General features: G+C 72.3%; 12 protein-coding genes. 1 reads left to right on the top strand and 11 read right to left on the bottom strand.

Annotated features, from left to right (window positions below; translation table 11 throughout):
• Positions 1 to 2: 2 nt before the first annotated feature.
• From VFG42_RS07110 to VFG42_RS07060, 11 genes are all read right to left on the bottom strand, one after another.
• On the bottom strand, positions 3 to 500 hold the full coding sequence (locus VFG42_RS07110; protein WP_324906735.1) for a cysteine dioxygenase family protein: 498 nt from the start codon (positions 498 to 500) through the stop codon (positions 3 to 5).
• Positions 497 to 1,459 carry a hypothetical protein gene (locus VFG42_RS07105; protein WP_324906732.1) on the bottom strand — a complete coding sequence of 321 codons (963 nt, stop codon included), beginning with the start codon at positions 1,457 to 1,459 and terminating at the stop codon, positions 497 to 499. The genes VFG42_RS07110 and VFG42_RS07105 overlap by 4 nt, the downstream gene beginning before the upstream one ends.
• 39 nt (positions 1,460 to 1,498) lie before the next feature.
• Positions 1,499 to 2,701, bottom strand: coding sequence for a glycosyltransferase family 4 protein (locus tag VFG42_RS07100; protein WP_324906730.1), 1,203 nt, complete (start codon positions 2,699 to 2,701; stop codon positions 1,499 to 1,501).
• A 65-nt stretch (positions 2,702 to 2,766) separates the two neighbouring features.
• A complete protein-coding gene (gene treY / locus VFG42_RS07095) occupies positions 2,767 to 4,824 on the bottom strand; it encodes a malto-oligosyltrehalose synthase (RefSeq protein WP_324906728.1) in 2,058 nt (685 codons plus the stop codon).
• Positions 4,821 to 6,953, bottom strand: a complete 2,133-nt coding sequence (gene glgX / locus VFG42_RS07090) for a glycogen debranching protein GlgX (RefSeq protein WP_324906726.1) — start codon at positions 6,951 to 6,953, stop codon at positions 4,821 to 4,823. Before glgX ends, treY begins: the two co-directional genes overlap by 4 nt.
• A gap of 81 nt (positions 6,954 to 7,034) precedes the next feature.
• Entirely contained in the window at positions 7,035 to 8,822 is a 1,788-nt protein-coding gene (treZ, locus tag VFG42_RS07085) for a malto-oligosyltrehalose trehalohydrolase (RefSeq protein ID WP_324906724.1), read from the bottom strand.
• The gene (locus VFG42_RS07080; protein WP_324906722.1) at positions 8,812 to 10,176 is read right to left on the bottom strand and encodes an NCS2 family permease; all 1,365 of its coding nucleotides are present in this window, start codon (positions 10,174 to 10,176) and stop codon (positions 8,812 to 8,814) included. The genes treZ and VFG42_RS07080 overlap by 11 nt, the downstream gene beginning before the upstream one ends.
• Positions 10,173 to 12,398 carry a 1,4-alpha-glucan branching protein GlgB gene (gene glgB, locus VFG42_RS07075; protein ID WP_324906721.1) on the bottom strand — a complete coding sequence of 742 codons (2,226 nt, stop codon included), beginning with the start codon at positions 12,396 to 12,398 and terminating at the stop codon, positions 10,173 to 10,175. Before glgB ends, VFG42_RS07080 begins: the two co-directional genes overlap by 4 nt.
• A gap of 8 nt (positions 12,399 to 12,406) precedes the next feature.
• On the bottom strand, positions 12,407 to 13,810 hold the full coding sequence (locus VFG42_RS07070; RefSeq protein ID WP_324906720.1) for a maltokinase N-terminal cap-like domain-containing protein: 1,404 nt from the start codon (positions 13,808 to 13,810) through the stop codon (positions 12,407 to 12,409).
• Entirely contained in the window at positions 13,807 to 15,627 is a 1,821-nt protein-coding gene (treS, locus tag VFG42_RS07065; protein WP_414642344.1) for a maltose alpha-D-glucosyltransferase, read from the bottom strand. The genes VFG42_RS07070 and treS overlap by 4 nt, the downstream gene beginning before the upstream one ends.
• 8 nt (positions 15,628 to 15,635) lie before the next feature.
• Entirely contained in the window at positions 15,636 to 17,597 is a 1,962-nt protein-coding gene (locus VFG42_RS07060) for an alpha-1,4-glucan--maltose-1-phosphate maltosyltransferase (RefSeq protein ID WP_324906716.1), read from the bottom strand.
• A gap of 96 nt (positions 17,598 to 17,693) precedes the next feature.
• On the opposite strand from VFG42_RS07060, the gene VFG42_RS07055 reads away from it, so the two are divergent.
• Entirely contained in the window at positions 17,694 to 18,941 is a 1,248-nt protein-coding gene (locus VFG42_RS07055) for a 4-alpha-glucanotransferase (protein ID WP_324906714.1), read from the top strand.
• The last annotated feature ends 1 nt before the right edge of the window (position 18,942 follow it).

Genomic DNA, 18,942 nt, shown 5'->3' with positions numbered 1-18,942 from the left:
CCTCAGCGTGCGGGCGCGACCAGCTCCTCGGCCGCCGGGATCGAGCGGCGCGCGAGGCGGCCGTCCTCCAGGACCTCGTAAGCCCCCATCCGGCGCAGCGGCGGCGAGTACAGGTGGATGGTCACCGCGGCCTCGTCGCCGATGTGCAGGACGCGGTGGATGTCGGTGGCGTCGAAGGAGAAGACGCCGCCGGGGCCGACCTCGCGGACGACCGGATCGCCGCCCAGCGCCAGCGTCTCCTCGCGCACGTGGCCGGCCGCGACGCCGACCGCGCCGTGCGAGTCGTCGTGGTCGTGGAAGCCGGTGTCGTTGCCGTCGTTCCAGCAGATCAGCCAGGCCTCGAGGTGGTCGTCCTTCTCCAGCAGGTGGTAGGTCCGCAGGCCCGAGGGGTCGTGGTGGACGTGGTCGCGCCACGCCTCCGGGCGGTTGAGGATGTCGACGGCGGCGAGCTCCAGCTCGGCCTGGGACAGGTCACGGTCGTGGTGGGGTCGACGGATCATGCGCGCCTCCCGCGCGGTGTGCCCAGCAGCCGCTGGACGTTGGTGGTGGTCATGAGCGCCTCGGCCGGCGCGCCCAGCGGCGGCACCAGCGGCGGGTCGACGACGGGACGGTCCGAGCCCGTCACCAGCTGGTCGACGCCGACGACGCCGGCCATGGCCGCGATCGCGCGCGGGCCGTAGGACGACGTGTCGTAGAAGAGGTTGGGGTCGTTGATCGCGGCGGCCGGGCCGCCGCGCAGCGCGAGGCGCTCGGCGTGCAGCGGCGCCAGCCCGGCGAGCATCGCGAAGCAGACGCGCAGCGTCGGATGGTCCGGTCGCCCCCACCCCAGGAACGCGTGCCAGGCGAGGTGGACGTCGCCGACGTAGGTGGTCAGCGCCGGCCACCAGGCCGCGTCGCCGTCGTCGCGCGCGGTGGGCGGCGGCCCGGCCGGGCCGGGATGGACGAACAGCGGCGCGCCGCGCCGGGCCAGCGCGGCCAGGACCGGGCCGGCGGCCGCGACCAGCGCGGGCGACGCCAGCGTGGCGGCGGGCAGCGAGATCCCGACCGCGCCGCGATCCAGCAGCGCGTGGACGTCGGCGGGTGTGGCGCCGTGCACGGGCAGCGCGCCCCAGACGCCGAACGCGTCGCCGGCCGCGAAGACGCCGTCGTGCCACGCGTCCAGCAGCGGGCGCGCCTGGTCCTCGTCCAGCGCCTCCACCCCCAGCGGCGTCGACATGCACAGCAGCGCGCGCCGCAGGCCGGACGCCCGCAGGCTCGCGGCGCGGACCGCCGGGTCGTGCGTGGCGTCGCCGAACGGGCTGTCGGGCTCGCCGGGGACCGCGACGACCCAGCCGCGTCCGTCGCGCTCGCGCCGGACGGCAGGCGCGACGTCGCGGCGCGCGAGCGCGGCGACGAAGTCCTCCGGCCAGAGGTGCTGGTGGACGTCGGTGGCGACCATGGTGCCCGTGTGATCGGCCATCACGGGCAATTCTACACAATCTCTGTGGGATTTACAGGATTACGCCACGGGCACGCCGCGCAACAGCGAGCGGTAGGCCGCGTGCGTCTGGCGCGCGACGTCGGACCAGTCGAAGCGCAGCACGTGCTCGGAGGCCTCGGCGACGAGCCGGTCGCGCAGCGCGTCGTCGGTCAGCACGCGCTCCATCATGCGCCCGAGCGACTTGGGGTCCTTGCTCTGGAAGCGCAGGCCGACGCGCTCGTTGGGGACGACCTCGCGCAGCCCGCCGGTGTCGGCGACGATGCACGGGCAGCCGCTCGCCATCGCCTCCAGCGCCACCAGCCCGAACGGCTCGTAGATCGACGGCACCACCGTGAGGTCGGCGATCCGGTAGAGCGAGTGCAGGACGTCGTCGCCGATCCACCCCATGAACGTGCCGTGGTCGGTCAGCCCGAGGCGGCGCGCCTGGTCCTTCAGCTCCCACTCGTGCGTGCCCGAGCCCGCGACGAGGAAGCGCACGCCGCCGACGCGCGCGATCACGCCGTCGTCGCCGGCCAGCGCCTCCAGCGCGTGCTGGAAGCCCTTCTCGTAGACCAGCCGGCCGACCAAGAGCACCAACTTCTCGTCCGGCCGGGCGAACCGGGCGCGCAGCGCGTCGAGGTCCTGGACCGGCTGCAGGTCGCCGGGGTCGATCCCGTTGGGCGCCACGACGACGCGGTCCTCGTCGATGCCGAAGACGTCGGCGACGTGCCCGCGCATGTAGTGCGAGCAGACGAGCACCTGGTCGGCGACGTGGACCATCCAGCGCTCGGTGCGGTGGATGTCGGACTGCGGCGGCTTGTGGACCCAGCCCTGGTGGCGGCCGTGCTCGGTCGCGTGCACCGTGGTCACGAACGGGATCCCGGCGCGGTCGGCCAGGCGCTTGGCGGCGACCGCGACCAGCCAGTCGTGGCCGTGGACGAGGTCGAAGTCGTGCTCGGCGACCAGCGCGGCGCCGCGCTCCAGCAGGTCGTGGTTCATCCGCCCGACCCACTGCACGAACTCCGGCAGCGCCGACGGGTAGTGCGGCTCGCGCACGCGGTGGACGTGCACGCCGTGCCGGATCTCGTCCAGCGGCCCGTGCTCGCCCGCGCGCGTGAGGACGTGGACCTCGACGTCCTCGTCGGCGACCAAGGCCTCGCTCAGCTTGCGGACAGCGCGCGCCAGCCCGCCTTCGACGATCGGCGGGTACTCCCAGGAGACGACGAGGACACGCAGCGGCACCTGCCGCACAGGCTACTTGGCCGACTGGCCAGGATGCGACTTCGCCGTCCCGCGCGGCACGTCGCTCAGGCGACGCGTTCCAGCAGCGCCCGGCCGGTCGGTCCGAGGATCCCGCCGAGCGTGGCGCCGTCGGGCAGCTCGTACTCCTCGCCGCCGAGCACGTCGCGCCAGCGGCCAGCGGCGCTCGCAGGCAGCTCCCAGCCGCCGGCGCCGGTCGCGCCGTCGCGGATCGTCACCGCGACGAGCACGGCGTCGCCGCGCAGGAACGCGAGGACGTCGTCGCCGGCCGGCACCGGCGTGTAGGTGGACGCCGCGAAGGCCTCGGGCCGGCGGCGGCGCAGCTCCAGCGCCGCGGCGACGAGGTGCAGCTTGACGGTCTCGGCCGTCGGCGGCGCGCCGTCGCGCAGCGCCGCGAGCGCCTCGCGCCGCGCGGCCCAGTCGACCGGCCGGCGGTTGTCGGGGTCCACGAGCGAGTAGGCCCACAGCTCGTCGCCCTGGTAGACGTCGGGCAGGCCGGGCACCGTCAGCTTCAACAGCGTCTGCGCCAGCGCGACGCGCGCGCCGAGGTCGGCCACGCGCGACGCGATCACGTCGAAGCCGTAGCGGAACGGGCCGTGGTCGAGCAGGTCGACGGCGAAGGCCTTGGCCGCCGCCTCGTGCTCCACGTCGGGGTCGATCCAGCTCGACGACACCTTGGCCTCGCGCAGCGCCTTCTCCAGGTAGGGCTCCAGACGGTCGGCCTCGATCGGCCAGGCGCCGATCAGCGTCTGGTAGACGAGGTACTCCTCGGCGGGCGTGGGCGCGCCGAGCCGCGCGTCGCGCAGCTGCGCGTTGACCTCGAACCACGAGCGCACCGCGCCCGCCCACTCCTCGGCCATCCAGGTCAGCGCGCACAGCCGCGCGCGGACGTCGCCGGAGCGCTTGGTGTCGTGGGTCGACGACACCAGCAGGTTGAACGGCAACCGCCGGGCGTTGCCCTGGTGGAACGCGTCGACGTCGATGCCGAAGCGCGACGGGTCGCCGCCGACCTCGTTGAGCGCCAGCAGCCGGACGTAGCGGTAGAACGCCGTGTCCTCGACGCCCTTGGCCATCACCGCCGGCGTCGTCTGCTGGAAGCGCCAGACGAACTCCGCGGGCACCGACGGGTCGTCGAGCGTCAGCGCGCGGCGGACGCGGTCGGGCACGTCGACCAGCGCCTCGCGGTCGGCGCCCTCCACGCGCGCGGTATCCGGCTCGACGTAGGTGCGGTAGACCGGCAACGCGCTCAGCGCGCCCGGCAGCGCGTCGGCGACCTCGGGCCACAGCCGCGCCAGCCGCTCCACCTCCGGCGTGAACGACGTCGTCGCCTGCTGGAGCTTGGCCTCGTCGGCCAGCGCGCCGAACGGCCGCGGGTCGCCGGTGAGCGACACGTACAGGTCGGTCAGCGTCTCCTCCGCGCGACGGTCGACGAACAGCGCGGCGACGTCGTTGGCGAACTCGTAGCCGACGGTCCCGGACACGGGCCAGTCGCCGCGCAGGGGTTCACCGGGGTCGAGGATCTTCTCCACCCATACCTGTTCGACCCCGCGCTCGCGCAGGCGCCGCAGGTACTCCAAGGGGTTCCGCAGCCCGTCGGGGTGGTCGATCCGCAGCCCGTCGACCACGTCCTCCTCGACCAACCTGATGGCCAACCCCGACATCGCCTCGAAGACCTCGGGGTCCTCGATCCTCACGCCCGCCAGCTCGTCGATGTCGAAGAACCGGCGCCACCGCCCGGAGACCGGGTCGACGTCGAAGAACCGCTCCCGCAGCTCGGGGTCGCTCCAGTAGCGGTTGGCGTCGTCGGCGGCCATGTGGTTGGGCACGACGTCGAGGATCAACCCCATGTCCAACTCGTGGGCCGCGGCGGCCAGCGCGCGCAGCCCCTCCTCCCCGCCGAGCGCGTCGCTGACGCGCCCCGGGTCGATGACGTCGTAGCCGTGCGTCGAGCCCTCCCGCGCCTGGAACGACGGCGACAGGTAGAGGTGCGAGCAGCCCAGGTCGGCGACGTAGGGCAGCAGCTCCTTCGCGGCCGCGAAGTCCAGGTCGGTGCCGAGCTGGAGCCGGTAGGTGGCGCGCAGCGGCGCGCGCCGCGCGCCGCTCACGCCGCCCTCCGCAGCACGGTGATCGACCGCGACGACACGTAGCAGTCGCCGCGCGCCCGGTAGCCCTCCGCCCCGGCCTCGATCCGCGGCGCCGCCGTCGTCAGCTCGACCGCCCACTGGCGCCCGAAGCGCTGCGCCGGGATCCGGAACACCTGGTCCTCGTGGTGGGCGTTGAACAGCACCAGGAACGAGTCGCCGTGCACCGGCTGGCCGTGGCGGTCGCGCGCGGCGGTCGCCTGGCCGTTGAGGAACACGCCGAGCGAGCGGTGGTCGGGGTTCTCCCAGTCGCGCCGCGTCATCCGCCGGCCGTCGAGGCGGAACCACCACACGTCGGGCAGCCCGGGCTCGGCCTGCTCCCCGGCCAGGAAGTGCTCGCGCCGGAAGACCGGCTCGCCGCGGCGCAGGCCGATCAGCCGCCGCGTGAACTCCATCAGCGCGCGGCCCTCGTCGCCGATCTCCCATTCGTACCAGGAGATCTCGTTGTCCTGGCACCACCCGTTGTTGTTGCCGCCCTGCGTGCGGCACAGCTCGTCGCCGCCGAGGATCATCGGCACGCCCTGGCTGAGCAGCAGCGTCGTCAGGAAGTTGCGCTGCTGCTTGGCGCGCAGCGCCTTGATGCCCTCGTCGTCGGTGTCGCCCTCGGCGCCGCAGTTCCAGGAGCGGTTGTCGTCGGTGCCGTCGCGGTTGCCCTCCTGGTTGGCGTCGTTGTGCTTGTCGTTGAACGACACCAGGTCGCGCAGCGTGAAGCCGTCGTGGGCGGTGATGAAGTTGATGGAGGCGAACGGCGACCGCCCGTCGTCGGCGTACAGGTCGCTGGATCCCGCGAAGCGCGCCGCGAAGTCGCCGACCGACGCCTGCCCGCGCCAGAAGTCGCGCATCGTGTCGCGATAGATCCCGTTCCACTCGCTCCACAGCACCGGGAAGTTGCCGACCTGGTAGCCGCCCGGCCCGACGTCCCACGGCTCGGCGATCAGCTTGACCTGCGAGAGCACCGGGTCCTGGTGGATGGTGTCGAAGAACGACGAGAGGCGGTCGACGTCGTAGAACGAGCGCGCCAGCGTCGAGGCGAGGTCGAAGCGGAAGCCGTCGACGTGGCACTCCAGGACGAAGTAGCGCAGCGAGTCCATGATCAACCGCAGCACCGCGGGCTGCACCGCGTTGAGCGTGTTGCCCGTCCCGGTGAAGTCCATGTAGAAGTGCGGGTCCTCGGGCGACAGGCGGTAGTAGGCCTGGTTGTCGACGCCCTTGAACGACAACATCGGACCGAGGTGGTTGCCCTCGGCCGTGTGGTTGTAGACGACGTCGAGGATGACCTCCAGCCCGGCGCGGTGCAGGGCCTTCACCATCCCCTTGAACTCCTTGAGGTTCTCGCCCGGGTCGCGGTTGGCCGCGTAGGGCGAGTGCGGCGCGAGGTAGCCGATCGTCGAGTAGCCCCAGTAGTTGGACAGGCCGTGCTCGTGCAGGAACGCCTCGTCGGCGATGTGGTGCACGGGCAGCAGCTCGACCGCGGTGACGCCGAGGTCCTTCAGGTAGGCCACCAGCTCGTCGGAGGCCAGCCCCGCGTAGGTGCCCTGCAGCTCGCCCGGCAGGCCCGGGAACTTCTTGGTGAGGCCCTTGACGTGGGTCTCGTAGATCACGGTCTCGGTCCACGGGATCCGCGGGTGGCGGTCGTCCTCCCAGTTGAAGGACTCGTCGACGACCACGCACTTGGGGATCGCGGGCGCGCTGTCCTCGTCGTCGAACTCGAAGTCGGCGTCGTCGGTGATCTCGCCGTCGGGCGGCGTGTAGGGCAGCGCGTTGGCGGCGTCCCAGTCGATCGTGCCGTCGATCGCCTTGGCGTAGGGGTCGATCAGCAGCTTGTTGGGGTTGAAGCGCTTGCCCCGCGCCGGGTCGTACTCGCCGTGGACGCGGTAGCCGTAGCGCTGGCCGGGGCCGACGCCGGGCACGTAGCAGTGCCAGTTGTGCGCGGTCTGGTCGACCACCTCGACGCGCTCCTCGTGGCCGTCGCGGTCGAACAGGCACAGCTCGACGCGCTCGGCGGCCTCGCTGAAGATCGAGAAGTTCGTGCCCTGGCCGTCCCACGTCGGGCCGAGCGGGAACGGCTCGCCCGGCCACGCCTCACGCGACATCGGTGCCCTCCTGCAGCGCGCGAGCGAGCCCTCCGGGCGAGCACGCGCCCGGAACCTCGCCCTCTGGGCGAGCGTTCCGCCTCATGCGCGCGCTCCTCCGGTCGCGACGCTGTCGTCCGGGCGCACGCCGGCCACCAGCGCGCCGGCCAGCGGCGGCAGCGTCACGTGGCCGTCGGGGCGCAGCGCGACGCCGTCGTGCGTGGCGAGCACGATCCGGCGAGAGCCCGGGGCGGGCGGGTTCGACAGCGTCTGCTCGACGTCGGCGAAGTTCATGAGCAAGGTGTAGTCCCCACGACGGACGCGCAGCCAACGCGCTTGCGCGTCGGCCCGCACGTCGTCGACCGGCCCGCGCGGCAGCGCGCGGCGCGCCTCCAGCAGCTTCGCGTACAACGCACGCAGCGAAGGATCCTCCATCCGCGTCAGCTTGGAGCGCGCGAACGTCGCGGGGTCCTGCGGGTCGGGCACCTCCTCGCCCGCGAACCGCGCGAACGCCGCGAACTCGCGCCGGCGCCCGTCGCGCGTGGCGACCGCGATCTTTTCGTCGATGTGGTCGGTGAAGAACTGAAACGGCGCGTCCTCGCCGTACTCCTCGCCCATGAACAGCATCGGCGTGTAGGGCGACAGCAGCGTGGCGAACGCGGCCAGCGGCCGGGCCGCGCGCGGCAGGCGGTCGCCCAGCGCGCGGTTGCCGACCTGGTCGTGGTTCTGGTCGAAGACGACGAAGCGCTCCGGCGGCAGGCCCTGCGCCGGCGCGCCGAAGCGGCGCTTGCGGAACTCCGACCAGCGGCCGTCGTGGACGTGCGGGTCGCGCAGCGCGTGGACGAGATCGCCGATCGTGCCGAACTCCGCGTAGTAGCCCTCGCGCTCGTCGGTGACCAGCGTGCGCAGCGCGTGGTGGACGTCGTCGGCCCACGCCGCGTCGCAGCCCCAGCCGCCGGCGCTCGCCTCGCGCACGACCTTGGGGTCGTTGAGGCCGGACTCGGCGATCACCAGCGCGCGGCCGTCGCGCGCGTGCACGCGACGGGCGACCTCGGCGACGACGTGCTCGGTCGACGCGTCGAAGATCGCGTGGATCGCGTCCAGGCGCAGGCCGTCGAGGTGCAGGTCGGCCACCCACATCTCGCAGGCCTGGACCGCCCACTCCCGGACCGGGCCCGACCACGCGTCGTCGTAGTTGATGGCCTGGCCCCAGAAGGTGGAGTACTTGTCGGTGAAGTAGGGGCCGAAGGCGCGGATCGCCTTCTCGCCGGAGGCGCCGACGTGGTTGAGCACCAGGTCGAGGATCACCCCGAGCCCCGCGCGGTGGGCGGCGTCGACCAGGCGCTGCAGGCCGTCGGGACCGCCGTAGGCCTCGTGCGCGGCCCAGAAGTACACGCCGTCGTAGCCCCAGCCGCGCCGGCCCGGGAAGTCGGCGACCGGCATCAGCTCGATCGCGGTGACGCCCAGCTCGGCGAGCCCTCGCAGGTGCGGGATGACCGCGTCGAACGTGCCCTCCCGCGTGAACGTGCCGACGTGCAGCTCGTAGACCACGAGGTCCTCCAGCGCGACGCCGCCCCAGGCCTGGTCGTGCCACGTCCAGGCGGCCGGGTCGACGATCCGCGACGGCCCGCGCAGGCCCTCGGGCTGCAGGCGCGTGTGCGGGTCGGGCAGCCGCCGGCCGTCCAACACGTACCGGTAGTCCTCGCCCGCCGCGGCCTCGACGGTCGCGACGTACGTGCCGTGCCCCTCGGGCTCCATCGCGTGCTCGCGCCCGCCGACCGTCAGCGTCGGCTCGTGGTCCAGCGAGAACACGCGGAAGCGCACGGTCCCGTCGCCGAGCGGGACCGCGCCCAGCGGCCGCTCCCACGGCAGGGTCGTCTCAGAAGACATGCGCCGACAGCCAGTTGGAGGCGAAGAACGCGACGAACATCGGGACCAGCATCCACATGATCGGGTGGATCTCGCGGACGCGGCCGCGGGCGATCATCGTCACGACGTAGCCGAACACGCCGAGGCCGATGCCCGCCGAGATCGAGAACGTGAGCGGGATGCCGGCGATCGTCAGGAACGCCGGGACCGCGTCCTCGGGCCGGTCCCACTCGATCTCGCGCACGAGCTGGATCATCAGGTAGCCGACCATCACCAGCGCGGGCGCGATCGCCGGGTGCAGGGTGGTGTCCTTGCCCACCGTCACGCCCTGCCCGACGACGGCGATCAACGGCACGAAGAAGATCGTCAGCGCGAACAGCAGCCCCGTGACGACCGACGCCAGGCCGGTGCGCGCGCCCTCCGCGACGCCGGCGCCGGACTCGACGTAGGTCGTCACCGACGAGACGCCCATCGCGCCGCCGCCCGCGGCCGCGGCCGAGTCGACGAGCAGGAGGTTGCGCACCTTCGGGATCTCGCCGCGCTCGTCGAGCAGGCCGCCGGCGCTCGTCACCGCGTAGGCCGTGCCGACCGTGTCGAAGAAGTCGGTCATGAACAGGCTGAAGATGATCGGCACCAGCGCCCACGTCAGCGCGTCGCGCAGCGCGCCGGGCGCGAGGCCGTCCCCGATCGTCGAGAAGTCGCCGGACGTGGGCCAGCGCGCGACCGCCGAGGGCCCGTCGAGCACCCCGAAGACCAGCCCCAGCACGGTCGACGTCGCGATGCCGATCAGGATCGCGCCGCGCACGTTGGCCGCGGCGCAGCCCAAGGCCACCAGGATGCCCGCCAGCGCGATCAGCGCCGGGCCGGTCGACAGGTCGCCGAGCGCGATGCCCGTCGACGGGTCGTTGACGACGATGCCGCCGTCGCGCAGCCCGACCAGGGCGATGAACAACCCGATGCCGACGCCGATCGCCAGCTTCAGCGACGTCGGCACCGCGCGCACGACCGCCTCGCGCATGCCGGCCAGCACGAGCACGACGGCCAGCAGGCCCTCGAGCACGATGCACGCCATCCCGACGTCCGGCGAGACCTTGCGGCCCAGGATGATGTCGAACGCGACGACCGCGTTGATCCCCAGGCCGGAGGCCAGCGCGAACGGCAGGTTCGTCGTCAGCCCCATGATGATCGTGAAGCCGCCCGCCGCCAGCGCGGTGGCGACCGCGACCGCGTCGAACGGCAGCCCGGCGCTCGACAGGATCGCCGGGTTGACGAACACGATGTAGGACATCGTCAGGAACGTCGCCAGCCCGCCCAGCGCCTCGGTGCGAGCGTCGGTGCCGCGCTCGCGCAGCGCGAAGAACCGCGACGCCCTCAACTCTCGGGAGCGATCCACAGCACCCCCAGCGGGGGCAGCGTCATCGCGGCCGAGTGCGGCTGGGCGTGCCAGGGCAGGTCCTCCGCCTCGACGCCGCCGAAGTTGCCGACGCCCGACCCGCCGTACTGGGTGGCGTCGGTGTTGAGGACCTCGCGCCAGCGCCCGCCGCGCGGCAGGCCGACGCGGTAGCCCTCGCGCGGGACCGGCGTGAGGTTCATGACGCAGACCAGCACGCGGCCCTCCGACGAGACGCGCGCGAAGGCCACCACCGAGTTCTCGGCGTCGTTGGCCTCGATCCAATGGAAGCCCTCGGGATCGCCGTCGCGCTGCCACAGCGCGGGCTCGTCGCGGTAGGCGTGGTTGAGGTCGCGCACGAGGTTCTGGACGCCGACGTGGGTCCCGCCCTCGCCGTCCGCCGTCGGGTCGTCCTCCAGCAGATGCCAGTCCAGCGAGCGCTCGGCGCTCCACTCCTGGGTCTGCGCGAACTCCTGGCCCATGAACAGCAGCTGCTTGCCCGGGTGCGCCCACTGGTAGGCGTACAGCGCGCGCACGTTGGCCATCTTCTGCCAGTGGTCGCCGGGCATCCGCGAGTAGATGGTGCCCTTGCCGTGGACGACCTCGTCGTGCGACAGGGGCAGGATGAAGTTCTCGCTGAAGGCGTACATCAACGAGAACGTCAGCTCGTGGTGGTGGTAGCGCCGGTGGATCGGGTCGTGCGCGAAGAAGTTGAGGGTGTCGTGCATCCACCCCATGTTCCACTTGAACCCGAAGCCGAGCCCGCCCACGTAGGTCGGCCGCGACACGCCCGGCCATGCCGTCGACTCCTCGGCCGCCGAGATGATGCCGGGCTCACGCGCGTAGAGGGTCTCGTTCAACTCCTTGAGGAAGTCCACCGCCTCGAGGTCCTCGCGCCCGCCGTGCTCGTTGGGGATCCACTCGCCCGCCTTGCGCGAGTAGTCGAGGTACAGCATCGACGCGACCGCGTCCACGCGCAGCCCGTCGGCGTGGTACTCCTCGCACCAGAACAGCCCGGAGGCCAGGAGGAAGTTCCTGACCTCGTTGCGCCCGAAGTTGAACACCAACGTGCCCCACTCCGGGTGCGCGCCGCGGCGCGGGTCCTCGTGCTCGTAGAGCGCGGTGCCGTCGAAGCGCGCCAGCGCCCAGTCGTCGCGCGGGAAGTGCGCGGGCACCCAGTCCATCAGCACGCCGACCTCGTGCTCGTGCATGCGGTCGACGAAGGCCTTCAGGTCGTCGGGACCGCCGAGGCGCGGGTCGGGCGCGAAGTAGCCGGTCACCTGGTAGCCCCAGGAGCCGGTGAACGGGTGGGCCATCACCGGCAGCAGCTCGACGTGGGTGAACCCCATGTCGGTCGCGTAGGCGGCCAGCTGGTCGGCGACCTCGGCGTAGGACAGCAGGCGCTCGGGGTCGTCGGGGTCGCGCCGCCACGAGCCCAGGTGGACCTCGTAGATCGACATCGGGCGCTCGTGCTGGACCTGGCGCCCGCGTGCCTCCAACCACTCGTCGTCCTGCCACGCATGGCCGGAGCGCGCGACGATCGCCGCGGTCTTGGGCGAGATCTCGACCTGCCGCGCGTAGGGGTCGGTCTTGACGCGCAGCGCGCCGCCGTGCGTGCGGATCTCGAACTTGTACAGCGCCCCGGGCTCCACGCCGGGTAGGAACAGCTCCCAGATCCCGGACGAGCCCAGCGACCGCATCGGGTGCAGGCGGCCGTCCCAGGAGTTGAAGTCGCCGACGACCGCGACCGAGCGCGCCGCCGGGGCCCAGACCGCGAACGCGGTCCCGGCCAGGCCACGGACCTCGCGCGGGTGCGCGCCGAGGCGCTCGTAGATCTCCTCGTGGCGGCCCTCGCCCGCCAGGTGCAGGTCCAGCTCGCCGACCGTCGGCGGGAAGTTGTAGGCGTCGGCGACCGTCACGTCGAGCCCGTCCGGGTAGCGCGTCCGCACCTCGTAGCGCAGCGGCGGCTTGGCGCCGTCGACGTGCGCGGCCCAGACGCCGGCCGGGTGCACCAGCTCGGCGCCGTGGTCGATGCCGTCGACGACCTGGATCGTCACGTGCTCGGCGCCGGGGCGCCACGCGCGCACGATCGCGCCGCCGTCGCCGTCGGAGTGCGCGCCCAGCAGCGCGTGCGGATCGGCCAGCTCGCCGGCCGCCAACGCGTCGGCGTCCCGCTGCCAGGCCTTCGTGAAGCGCTCGTCGCTCATCGCTCGCGTCATGCCTCCGGCTCCGTCGTCTCGGGTTGCAGCAGCCGCGCGATCCCGGCCACGGGGATCTTCACCCAGTCGGGCCGGTTGTCCAACTCGTAGCGCAGCTCGTACACGGCCTTCTCCAGCTCGAAGACGGCCAGCAGCCGCTCCACCGCGGCCCGTCCGGGCGGCAGCAGCGACTGGTCGGTCTCCTCGAGGTACCCGTCCAGGTAGGCCTGACGCACGGCGTCCTCCCAACCCTCGGGCGCGGGCGCGGCGTGCAGCAGCTCCGACGCGGTCGCCGCGTAGGCGAACGACCGCAGCATGCCCGCGACGTCGCGCAGCGGCGAGCGCTTGCGGCGCCGCTCGATGAGCGTGCGGGCGGGCTCGCCCTCGAAGTCGAGCACGACCCAGTCGCCGTCGGCGTCGTGCATGACCTGGCCGAGGTGGAAGTCCCCGTGGTGGCGGATCACGCGCCCGGCCGAGCCGACCTGCGTCAGCCGGCGCAGCTGGTCGCGCACCTCCTGGCCGCGCCCGCGGATCGGCTCCAGGACCTCGTCGTCGTCGGGCAGGTCGACGAACATCCGCTCGATCTCCTCGTCGACCGTGGCGGTCAGCAGGCCGAGCGCCTCGGCCGAGGTGTCCTCGGGCGCGAAGGCCGGGTCGGCGTTCTCCGAGCCCAGCGTCGTGTGCAGCCGGCCGGTGACCTCGCCCAGCGCGCGAGCGCGCGCGACGAACCGCCGCGGGTCCTCGCGCAGGTCGGCCAGCGCGAGGTCCCAGCCGTCGGTCGCGCCGGTCAGGAAGTCCTGGACGATGCCGAGCGTCGCGTCGATCAGCCGGCCGCTGTGGCCGTACCAGCCGCGCAGCGCGGCGATGTGCGGGAAGTCGCGCTCGGTGAGGAAGCGCAGGATCTCCAGCTCCGGGTTGGGGCCGGCGCCGAGCTTCCTGTAGGCCTTGAGGACCAGGCGCTCGTCGATGACGATCGAGGAGTTCGACTGCTCGGCGCCCATCGGGCGCACCGCGCCGATCTCGGCGGGCAGGGTCGAGCCCTCGACGGTGTGGAACTCGGCGACGCCGGCGGCCGTCTCCAGCTCGGTGTCGTTGGCCATCAACCTGATGAGCGCCCGCGCGGTCTCGGGGTCGCCCATCGCGTCGTAGATCGCCATGCCCTCGTTGACGCAGATGACGCCCTCGGCCCACTCGCCCTCGGGGCGCGCGCCGATCGGCAGCTGGTACAGCTCGTGCGTGCCGGGCAGGAACTCGACCTCCAGCACCGACAGCCCCAGCGGCTGCTCGGTCAGCGGGATCGTCTCCAGCAGCCGGAAGTGCGCGACCTCCCGGGACTTCGACCCGAACCAGCGTTGCGCGAGCACGAACTCGCGCAGCGCGCCCTCGTCGGGCAGGCGCAGCTCGCGGGCGGACGCGCTCATGCCCCTCCCCCTTCCCGGTCGTCCTCGTCCTCCTCGGCGGGCTTCTCCAGGATGAACCAGAAGAAGCCGCGCGGGGCGAGCGTCAGCAGGTAGGTCAGCTCGCCGATCCGCGGGAAGCGCGAGCGCCCGAACATCTCGACCGGGATGCGGCCCTCGTAGGCCGACAGGTCGAGCTCGACGGCCTGCGCCGAGCGCGCGACGTTGTGCACGCACAGGATCACGTCGTCGGCGTAGGTGCGCAGGTGGGCGAAGATCCGCGCGTTGTCGGTGGCCAGGTGCGTGTAGTCGCCCAGGCCGAAGACCGGGTGCGCCTTGCGCAGCGCGATGAAGCGGTGCAGCCAGCGCAGCAGCGACGTCGGCGTGCGCAGCTGCGCCTCGACGTTGACGGCCTGGAAGCCGTAGACCGGATCCATGAGCGGCGGCGCGTAGAGCTGGGCGAAGTCCGCGCGGCTGAAGCCGCCGTTGCGATCGCCCGTCCACTGCATCGGCGTGCGCACGCCGTCGCGGTCCCCCAGGTAGATGTTGTCGCCCATCGCGATCTCGTCGCCGTAGTACAGCACCGGCGAGCCCGGGAGGCTGAACAGGATCGCGGTCATCAGCTCGATCTCGTCGCGGCCGTTGTCCAGCAGCGGGGCGAGCCGCCGGCGGATGCCGACGTTGATCTTCATGCGCGGGTCCTTGGCGTACTCCCCGTACATGTAGTCGCGCTCCTCGTCGGTGACCATCTCCAGCGTCAGCTCGTCGTGGTTGCGCAGGAACAGGCCCCACTGCGCGGTGCGCGGGATCGACGGCGTCCGTTGCAGGATCTCGGCCATCGGCGTGGCGTCCTCGCGGCGCAAGGACATGAACATGCGCGGCATGACCGGGAAGTGGAAGGCCATGTGGCACTCGTCGCCGTCGCCCTTGCCGTAGTACTGGACGACGTCCTCGGGCCACTGGTTGGCCTCGGCGAGCAGGACGCGGTCGGGGTACTCGTCGTCGACCGTGGCGCGGACCTTGCGGAGGAACTCGTGGGTCTCCTCCAGGTTCTCGCAGTTGGTGCCCTCGCGCTCGTAGAGGTAGGGCACGGCGTCGAGGCGGAAGCCGTCCAGGCCGCGGTCCAGCCAGAAGCGCAGCACGTCGAGCATGCGCTCGTGGACGACCGGGTTGTCGTAGTTGAGGTCGGGCTGGTGGGAGAAGAAGCGGTGCCAGTAGTACTGGCCCGCGACCGGGTCCCAGGTCCAGTTGGAGGTCTCGGTGTCGGTGAAGATGATCCGCGCGTCGGCGTACTTCTCGTCGGTGTCCGACCAGACGTACATGTCGCGCTCGGGCGAGCCCGCGGGCGCGTTGCGCGCGTCCTGGAACCACTGGTGGTCGGAGGAGGTGTGGTTCATCACCAGGTCGGCGATGACGCGGATGCCGCGCTCGTGCGCGGCCAACATGAAGGTCTCGAAGTCCTCGACGGTCCCGTAGTCGGGGTGGATGGCGTAGAAGTCGGCGATGTCGTAGCCGCCGTCGCGCAGCGGGCTGGCGAACATCGGCAGCAGCCAGATGCAGTCGACGCCCAGCCACTGCAGGTAGTCGAGCTTCTCGGTCAGCCCGACGAAGTCGCCCGACCCGTCGTCGTTGCCGTCGTAGAAGCCGCGCATGTGGATCTCGTAGAACAGCGCGCGCTTGAACCACAGCGGGTCGCGCTCGAACCAGTGCGACGGGTCGGCGGGATGCAGCTCCTTCTCGGGCTTGGCCGGCGACTCGCTCGCCGGCGGCACGGTGCCCTCGGCCGACTCGAAGCGCGTCGGCGTGTCGTCCTGGGCCACCTCGCGGGCCTCGGTCGTCATGCGCTCGGTCACCCCCGCACCACGCGGAAGAGGTGGGCCTGCCGGTCGCCCGGGGCCAGCCGCACGTAGTTGGGGCCGACGTGCCAGTCGTAGCGGCTGCCGTCGAGCAGGTCCTGGACCTGGAAGTCCCAGGGCAGGCCGAGGTGGTCGGGCACGTGCACGGAGCCCTCCTGGGCCCACTGGGGGTCGAGGCAGACGACCACGAGGATCGCGTCGTCCCCGGTCTGCTTGAGGTAGGCGATGAGGCCGTCGTTCTCGGTGTTCAAGAACGTGATGTTGGAGAGGTGCCGGAGCGCCGGGTGCGAGCGGCGCGCCTCGTTGAGCAGGCGGATCAGGCCGTTGAGCGGCGCGCCGTCCAGCGTGCGCTCCTTGACCTCGTACTTCTCGGAGTCCAGGTACTCCTCGCTGCCGGGCTTGACCGCCGTGTGCTCGACCCACTCGTAGCCCGAGTAGATCCCGTAGGTCGGGCTGAGCGTCGCGGCCAGGACCAGGCGCGCCTCGAACATCGCGCGGCCCCCGTGCTGGAGCTGCTCGGTGAGGATGTCGGGGGTGTTGGCGAAGAAGTTGGGGCGGTAGTAGTCGGCGGTCTCGTAGGCCAGCTCCTCGACGTACCGCTCCAGCTCCCAGCGCGAGTACTGCCAGGTGAAGTAGGTGTAGGACTGGTTGAAGCCGAGCTTGGCCAGCGTGCGCATCACCGCGCGGCGCGTGAACGCCTCGGCCAGGAAGACCGTGTCGGGGTGCTTGGCGCGGACCTCGGCGATCGCCCACTCCCAGAAGGCGAAGGACTTGGTGTGCGGGTTGTCGACGCGGAAGACCTTCACGCCGCGGTCGACCCACAGCAGGATCAGGTCGCGCAGCGCGTTCCAGAGCCCCTTCCAGTCCTCGCACTGGAAGTTGACGTTGTAGATGTCCTGGTACTTCTTGGGCGGGTTCTCGGCGTACTTGAGGCTGCCGTCGGGTCGGTGGTGGAACCACTCCGGGTGCTCGGTCAGCCACGGGTGGTCGGCGCTGCACTGGATCGCGAAGTCGATCGCGATCTCCATGCCGTGGTCCTTCGTCGTGGCCACCAGCGCCGCGAAGTCCTCCAGCGTGCCCAGCTCGGGATGGACGGCCTCGTGGCCGCCGACGCCCTTCAGCCCGATCGCCCACGGCGAGCCGGGGTCGCCCTCCCGCGCGGTCAGCGCGTTGTTGGGGCCCTTGCGGTTGGTGATCCCGATCGGGTGGATCGGCGTCAGGTAGAGGACGTCGAAGCCCAGCGCGGCGATCTGCGGGACGGCCTCGGCCGTGCCCTGGAAGCCGCCCCACGAGCGTGGGAACAGCTCGTACCAGGCGCCGAAGCGCGCGCGCTCGCGGTCGGCGTCGAGCGTCAGCGGCGCGTCGAGCGTCGCGCACTGCGAGCGGTCGGGGTGGCGGTCGATCGCCGCGGCCAGCTCGGGCTCCAGCGCGGCCTGGTGCTTGAGCGACTCGTCGATGTCCGGGTCCCGCAGCGTGTCCAACGCCGCCTTGACGACCTTGCGGTCGCCGCCCTTGGCGCGCTCCTGGGCGTCCTGAAGCAGCAGCACGCCCTCGCTCAGCTCGCCGGCCAGGTCGGTCTGGCCGAAGTCGACCTTGCGGCGCAGCTCCTCGCGCCACGACGCGAAGGCGTCGATCCACGCCTCGATCGTCCATTGGTGACGGCCGAGCGCCTCGACGGGGAACGTTCCGGCGTAGGTGTCGCCGGCGATCTCGCGATCGATGTGGCTCAGCGGGTACTCGACCCACTTGCGGCTTGTGGGCGCCTTGACCTTGGCGACGGCCTTCAGGACGTCGTGGCCGTCGGCGAAGATCGTGGCCTTGACCGCGACCTCCTCCCCGACCGTGCGCTTGGGCGCGTACCGGCCGCCGTCGATCAGCGGCGCGGGCTCGAGGATCACGATGCGCGGCGGGGCCGCCGCCTTGGTGCGCTTGGAGGCACCGCCGTTCTGCTTCACGAGACGCGAGGGGGGTTCGGTGGGTTGGTCGACGGGTCGAGCGGGCACGTAGTGGCGACTCTTCCCAGAATGGCCCCCGACGAACGCAAACATCCAGTGACCGAACGCACGAACCTGTCCGCCACGCGGTCGAGCGGGGTCCAGCTGCACCTCACGTCGCTGCCCGGCGGCCGGCTCGGGCCGGAGGCCCGGCGGTTCGTGGACTGGCTGGCCGAGGCCGGCCAGTCGTGGTGGCAGATGCTGCCGCTGGGACCGCCGGATCGCTACGGGTCGCCGTACAAGGCGTCGTCGGCGTTCGCGGCCTGGAACGGGTTCCTGGAGGCGCCCGCCGCGGAGGTCGCGCCGGAGGAGCTCGACGCGTTCGGGGAGCGCCACGCGTTCTGGGCGCGGTCGCTCCCGCGGCGGATGTGGGCCGACCAGGTGCGCTTCGAGCGCGAGTGGGCGGCGCTGAGGACCTATGCGCGGGAGCGTGGCGTCGGGCTGATCGGCGACGTGCCGATCTACGTCGCGCCCGGCGGCTACGACCAGCGGGCGTGGCCGGAGCTGTTCGTCGACGGCGTCGTCGCCGGCGTGCCGCCCGACGCGTTCACGGCGGCGGGCCAGCGCTGGGGCAACCCGCTCTACGACTGGCCGGCGCTGCGGCGGCGCGGGTACCGCTGGTGGGTCGAGCGCTTCCGGCGCGTGTCCGAGTTGTATGACATCGCGCGGATCGACCACTTCCGCGGGTTCGTCGCGTACTGGGCGGTGCCCGCGGGCGACCGCGACGCCCGCGGGGGCACGTGGCGGCGCGGGCCCGGGCGGGCGGTCTTCGAGGCGGCGCGGCGCGAGTTGGGGTGGAACGACTACGGCGGGTTCATCGCCGAGGACCTCGGGGTCATCACGCCGCCGGTCACGCGGCTGCGCCGGTCGCTCGGCTACCCGGGGATGGTCGTCCTGCAGTTCGCCTTCGACCCCGACGACCCGCGCGGCCCGCACCGGCTGGAGCACCACCGCGCGGACGTCGTCGCCTACACCGGCACGCACGACACCGACACGCTGCGCGGCTGGCTCGACGCGCTGGAGCCCGCGCGGCGCCGGGAGGCCGAGCGGGCCGTGCGCGACGCGGGCATCGTCGACGACGACATGGACTGGGCCTTGATCCGGTTGTGGATGTCCTCGGTCGCGCCGCTGGTGATGCTGCAGGTCCAGGACGTGCTCGGCCTGGGCTCCGAGGCCCGGATGAACCTGCCGGGGACGGCCGGGGGCGCGTGGAAGTTCCGCCTGGAGGCGGGGCAGCTGACGGCGTCCCACGCGCGGCGGCTGCGCGCGGCGACCGAGCAAGCGGGGCGACGTGCGAAGCGGTGAC

This window comes from Baekduia sp., assembly GCF_035685985.1.
In the GTDB taxonomy this organism is placed as follows: domain Bacteria; phylum Actinomycetota; class Thermoleophilia; order Solirubrobacterales; family Solirubrobacteraceae; genus Baekduia.
This window is presented reverse-complemented; position numbering and strand designations above follow the sequence as displayed.

Bases quoted from the DNA above. Each gene is read 5' to 3' on its own strand.
- VFG42_RS07070 (WP_324906720.1), bottom strand. From the start codon at position 13,810: ATGAGCGCGTCCGCCCGCGAGCTGCGCCTGCCCGACGAGGGCGCGCTG.
- glgB (WP_324906721.1), bottom strand. From the start codon at position 12,398: ATGAGCGACGAGCGCTTCACGAAGGCCTGGCAGCGGGACGCCGACGCG.
- treS (WP_414642344.1), bottom strand. From the start codon at position 15,627: ATGACGACCGAGGCCCGCGAGGTGGCCCAGGACGACACGCCGACGCGC.
- treZ (WP_324906724.1), bottom strand. From the start codon at position 8,822: ATGTCTTCTGAGACGACCCTGCCGTGGGAGCGGCCGCTGGGCGCGGTC.
- VFG42_RS07110 (WP_324906735.1), bottom strand. From the start codon at position 500: ATGATCCGTCGACCCCACCACGACCGTGACCTGTCCCAGGCCGAGCTG.
- VFG42_RS07105 (WP_324906732.1), bottom strand. From the start codon at position 1,459: ATGGCCGATCACACGGGCACCATGGTCGCCACCGACGTCCACCAGCAC.
- glgX (WP_324906726.1), bottom strand. From the start codon at position 6,953: ATGTCGCGTGAGGCGTGGCCGGGCGAGCCGTTCCCGCTCGGCCCGACG.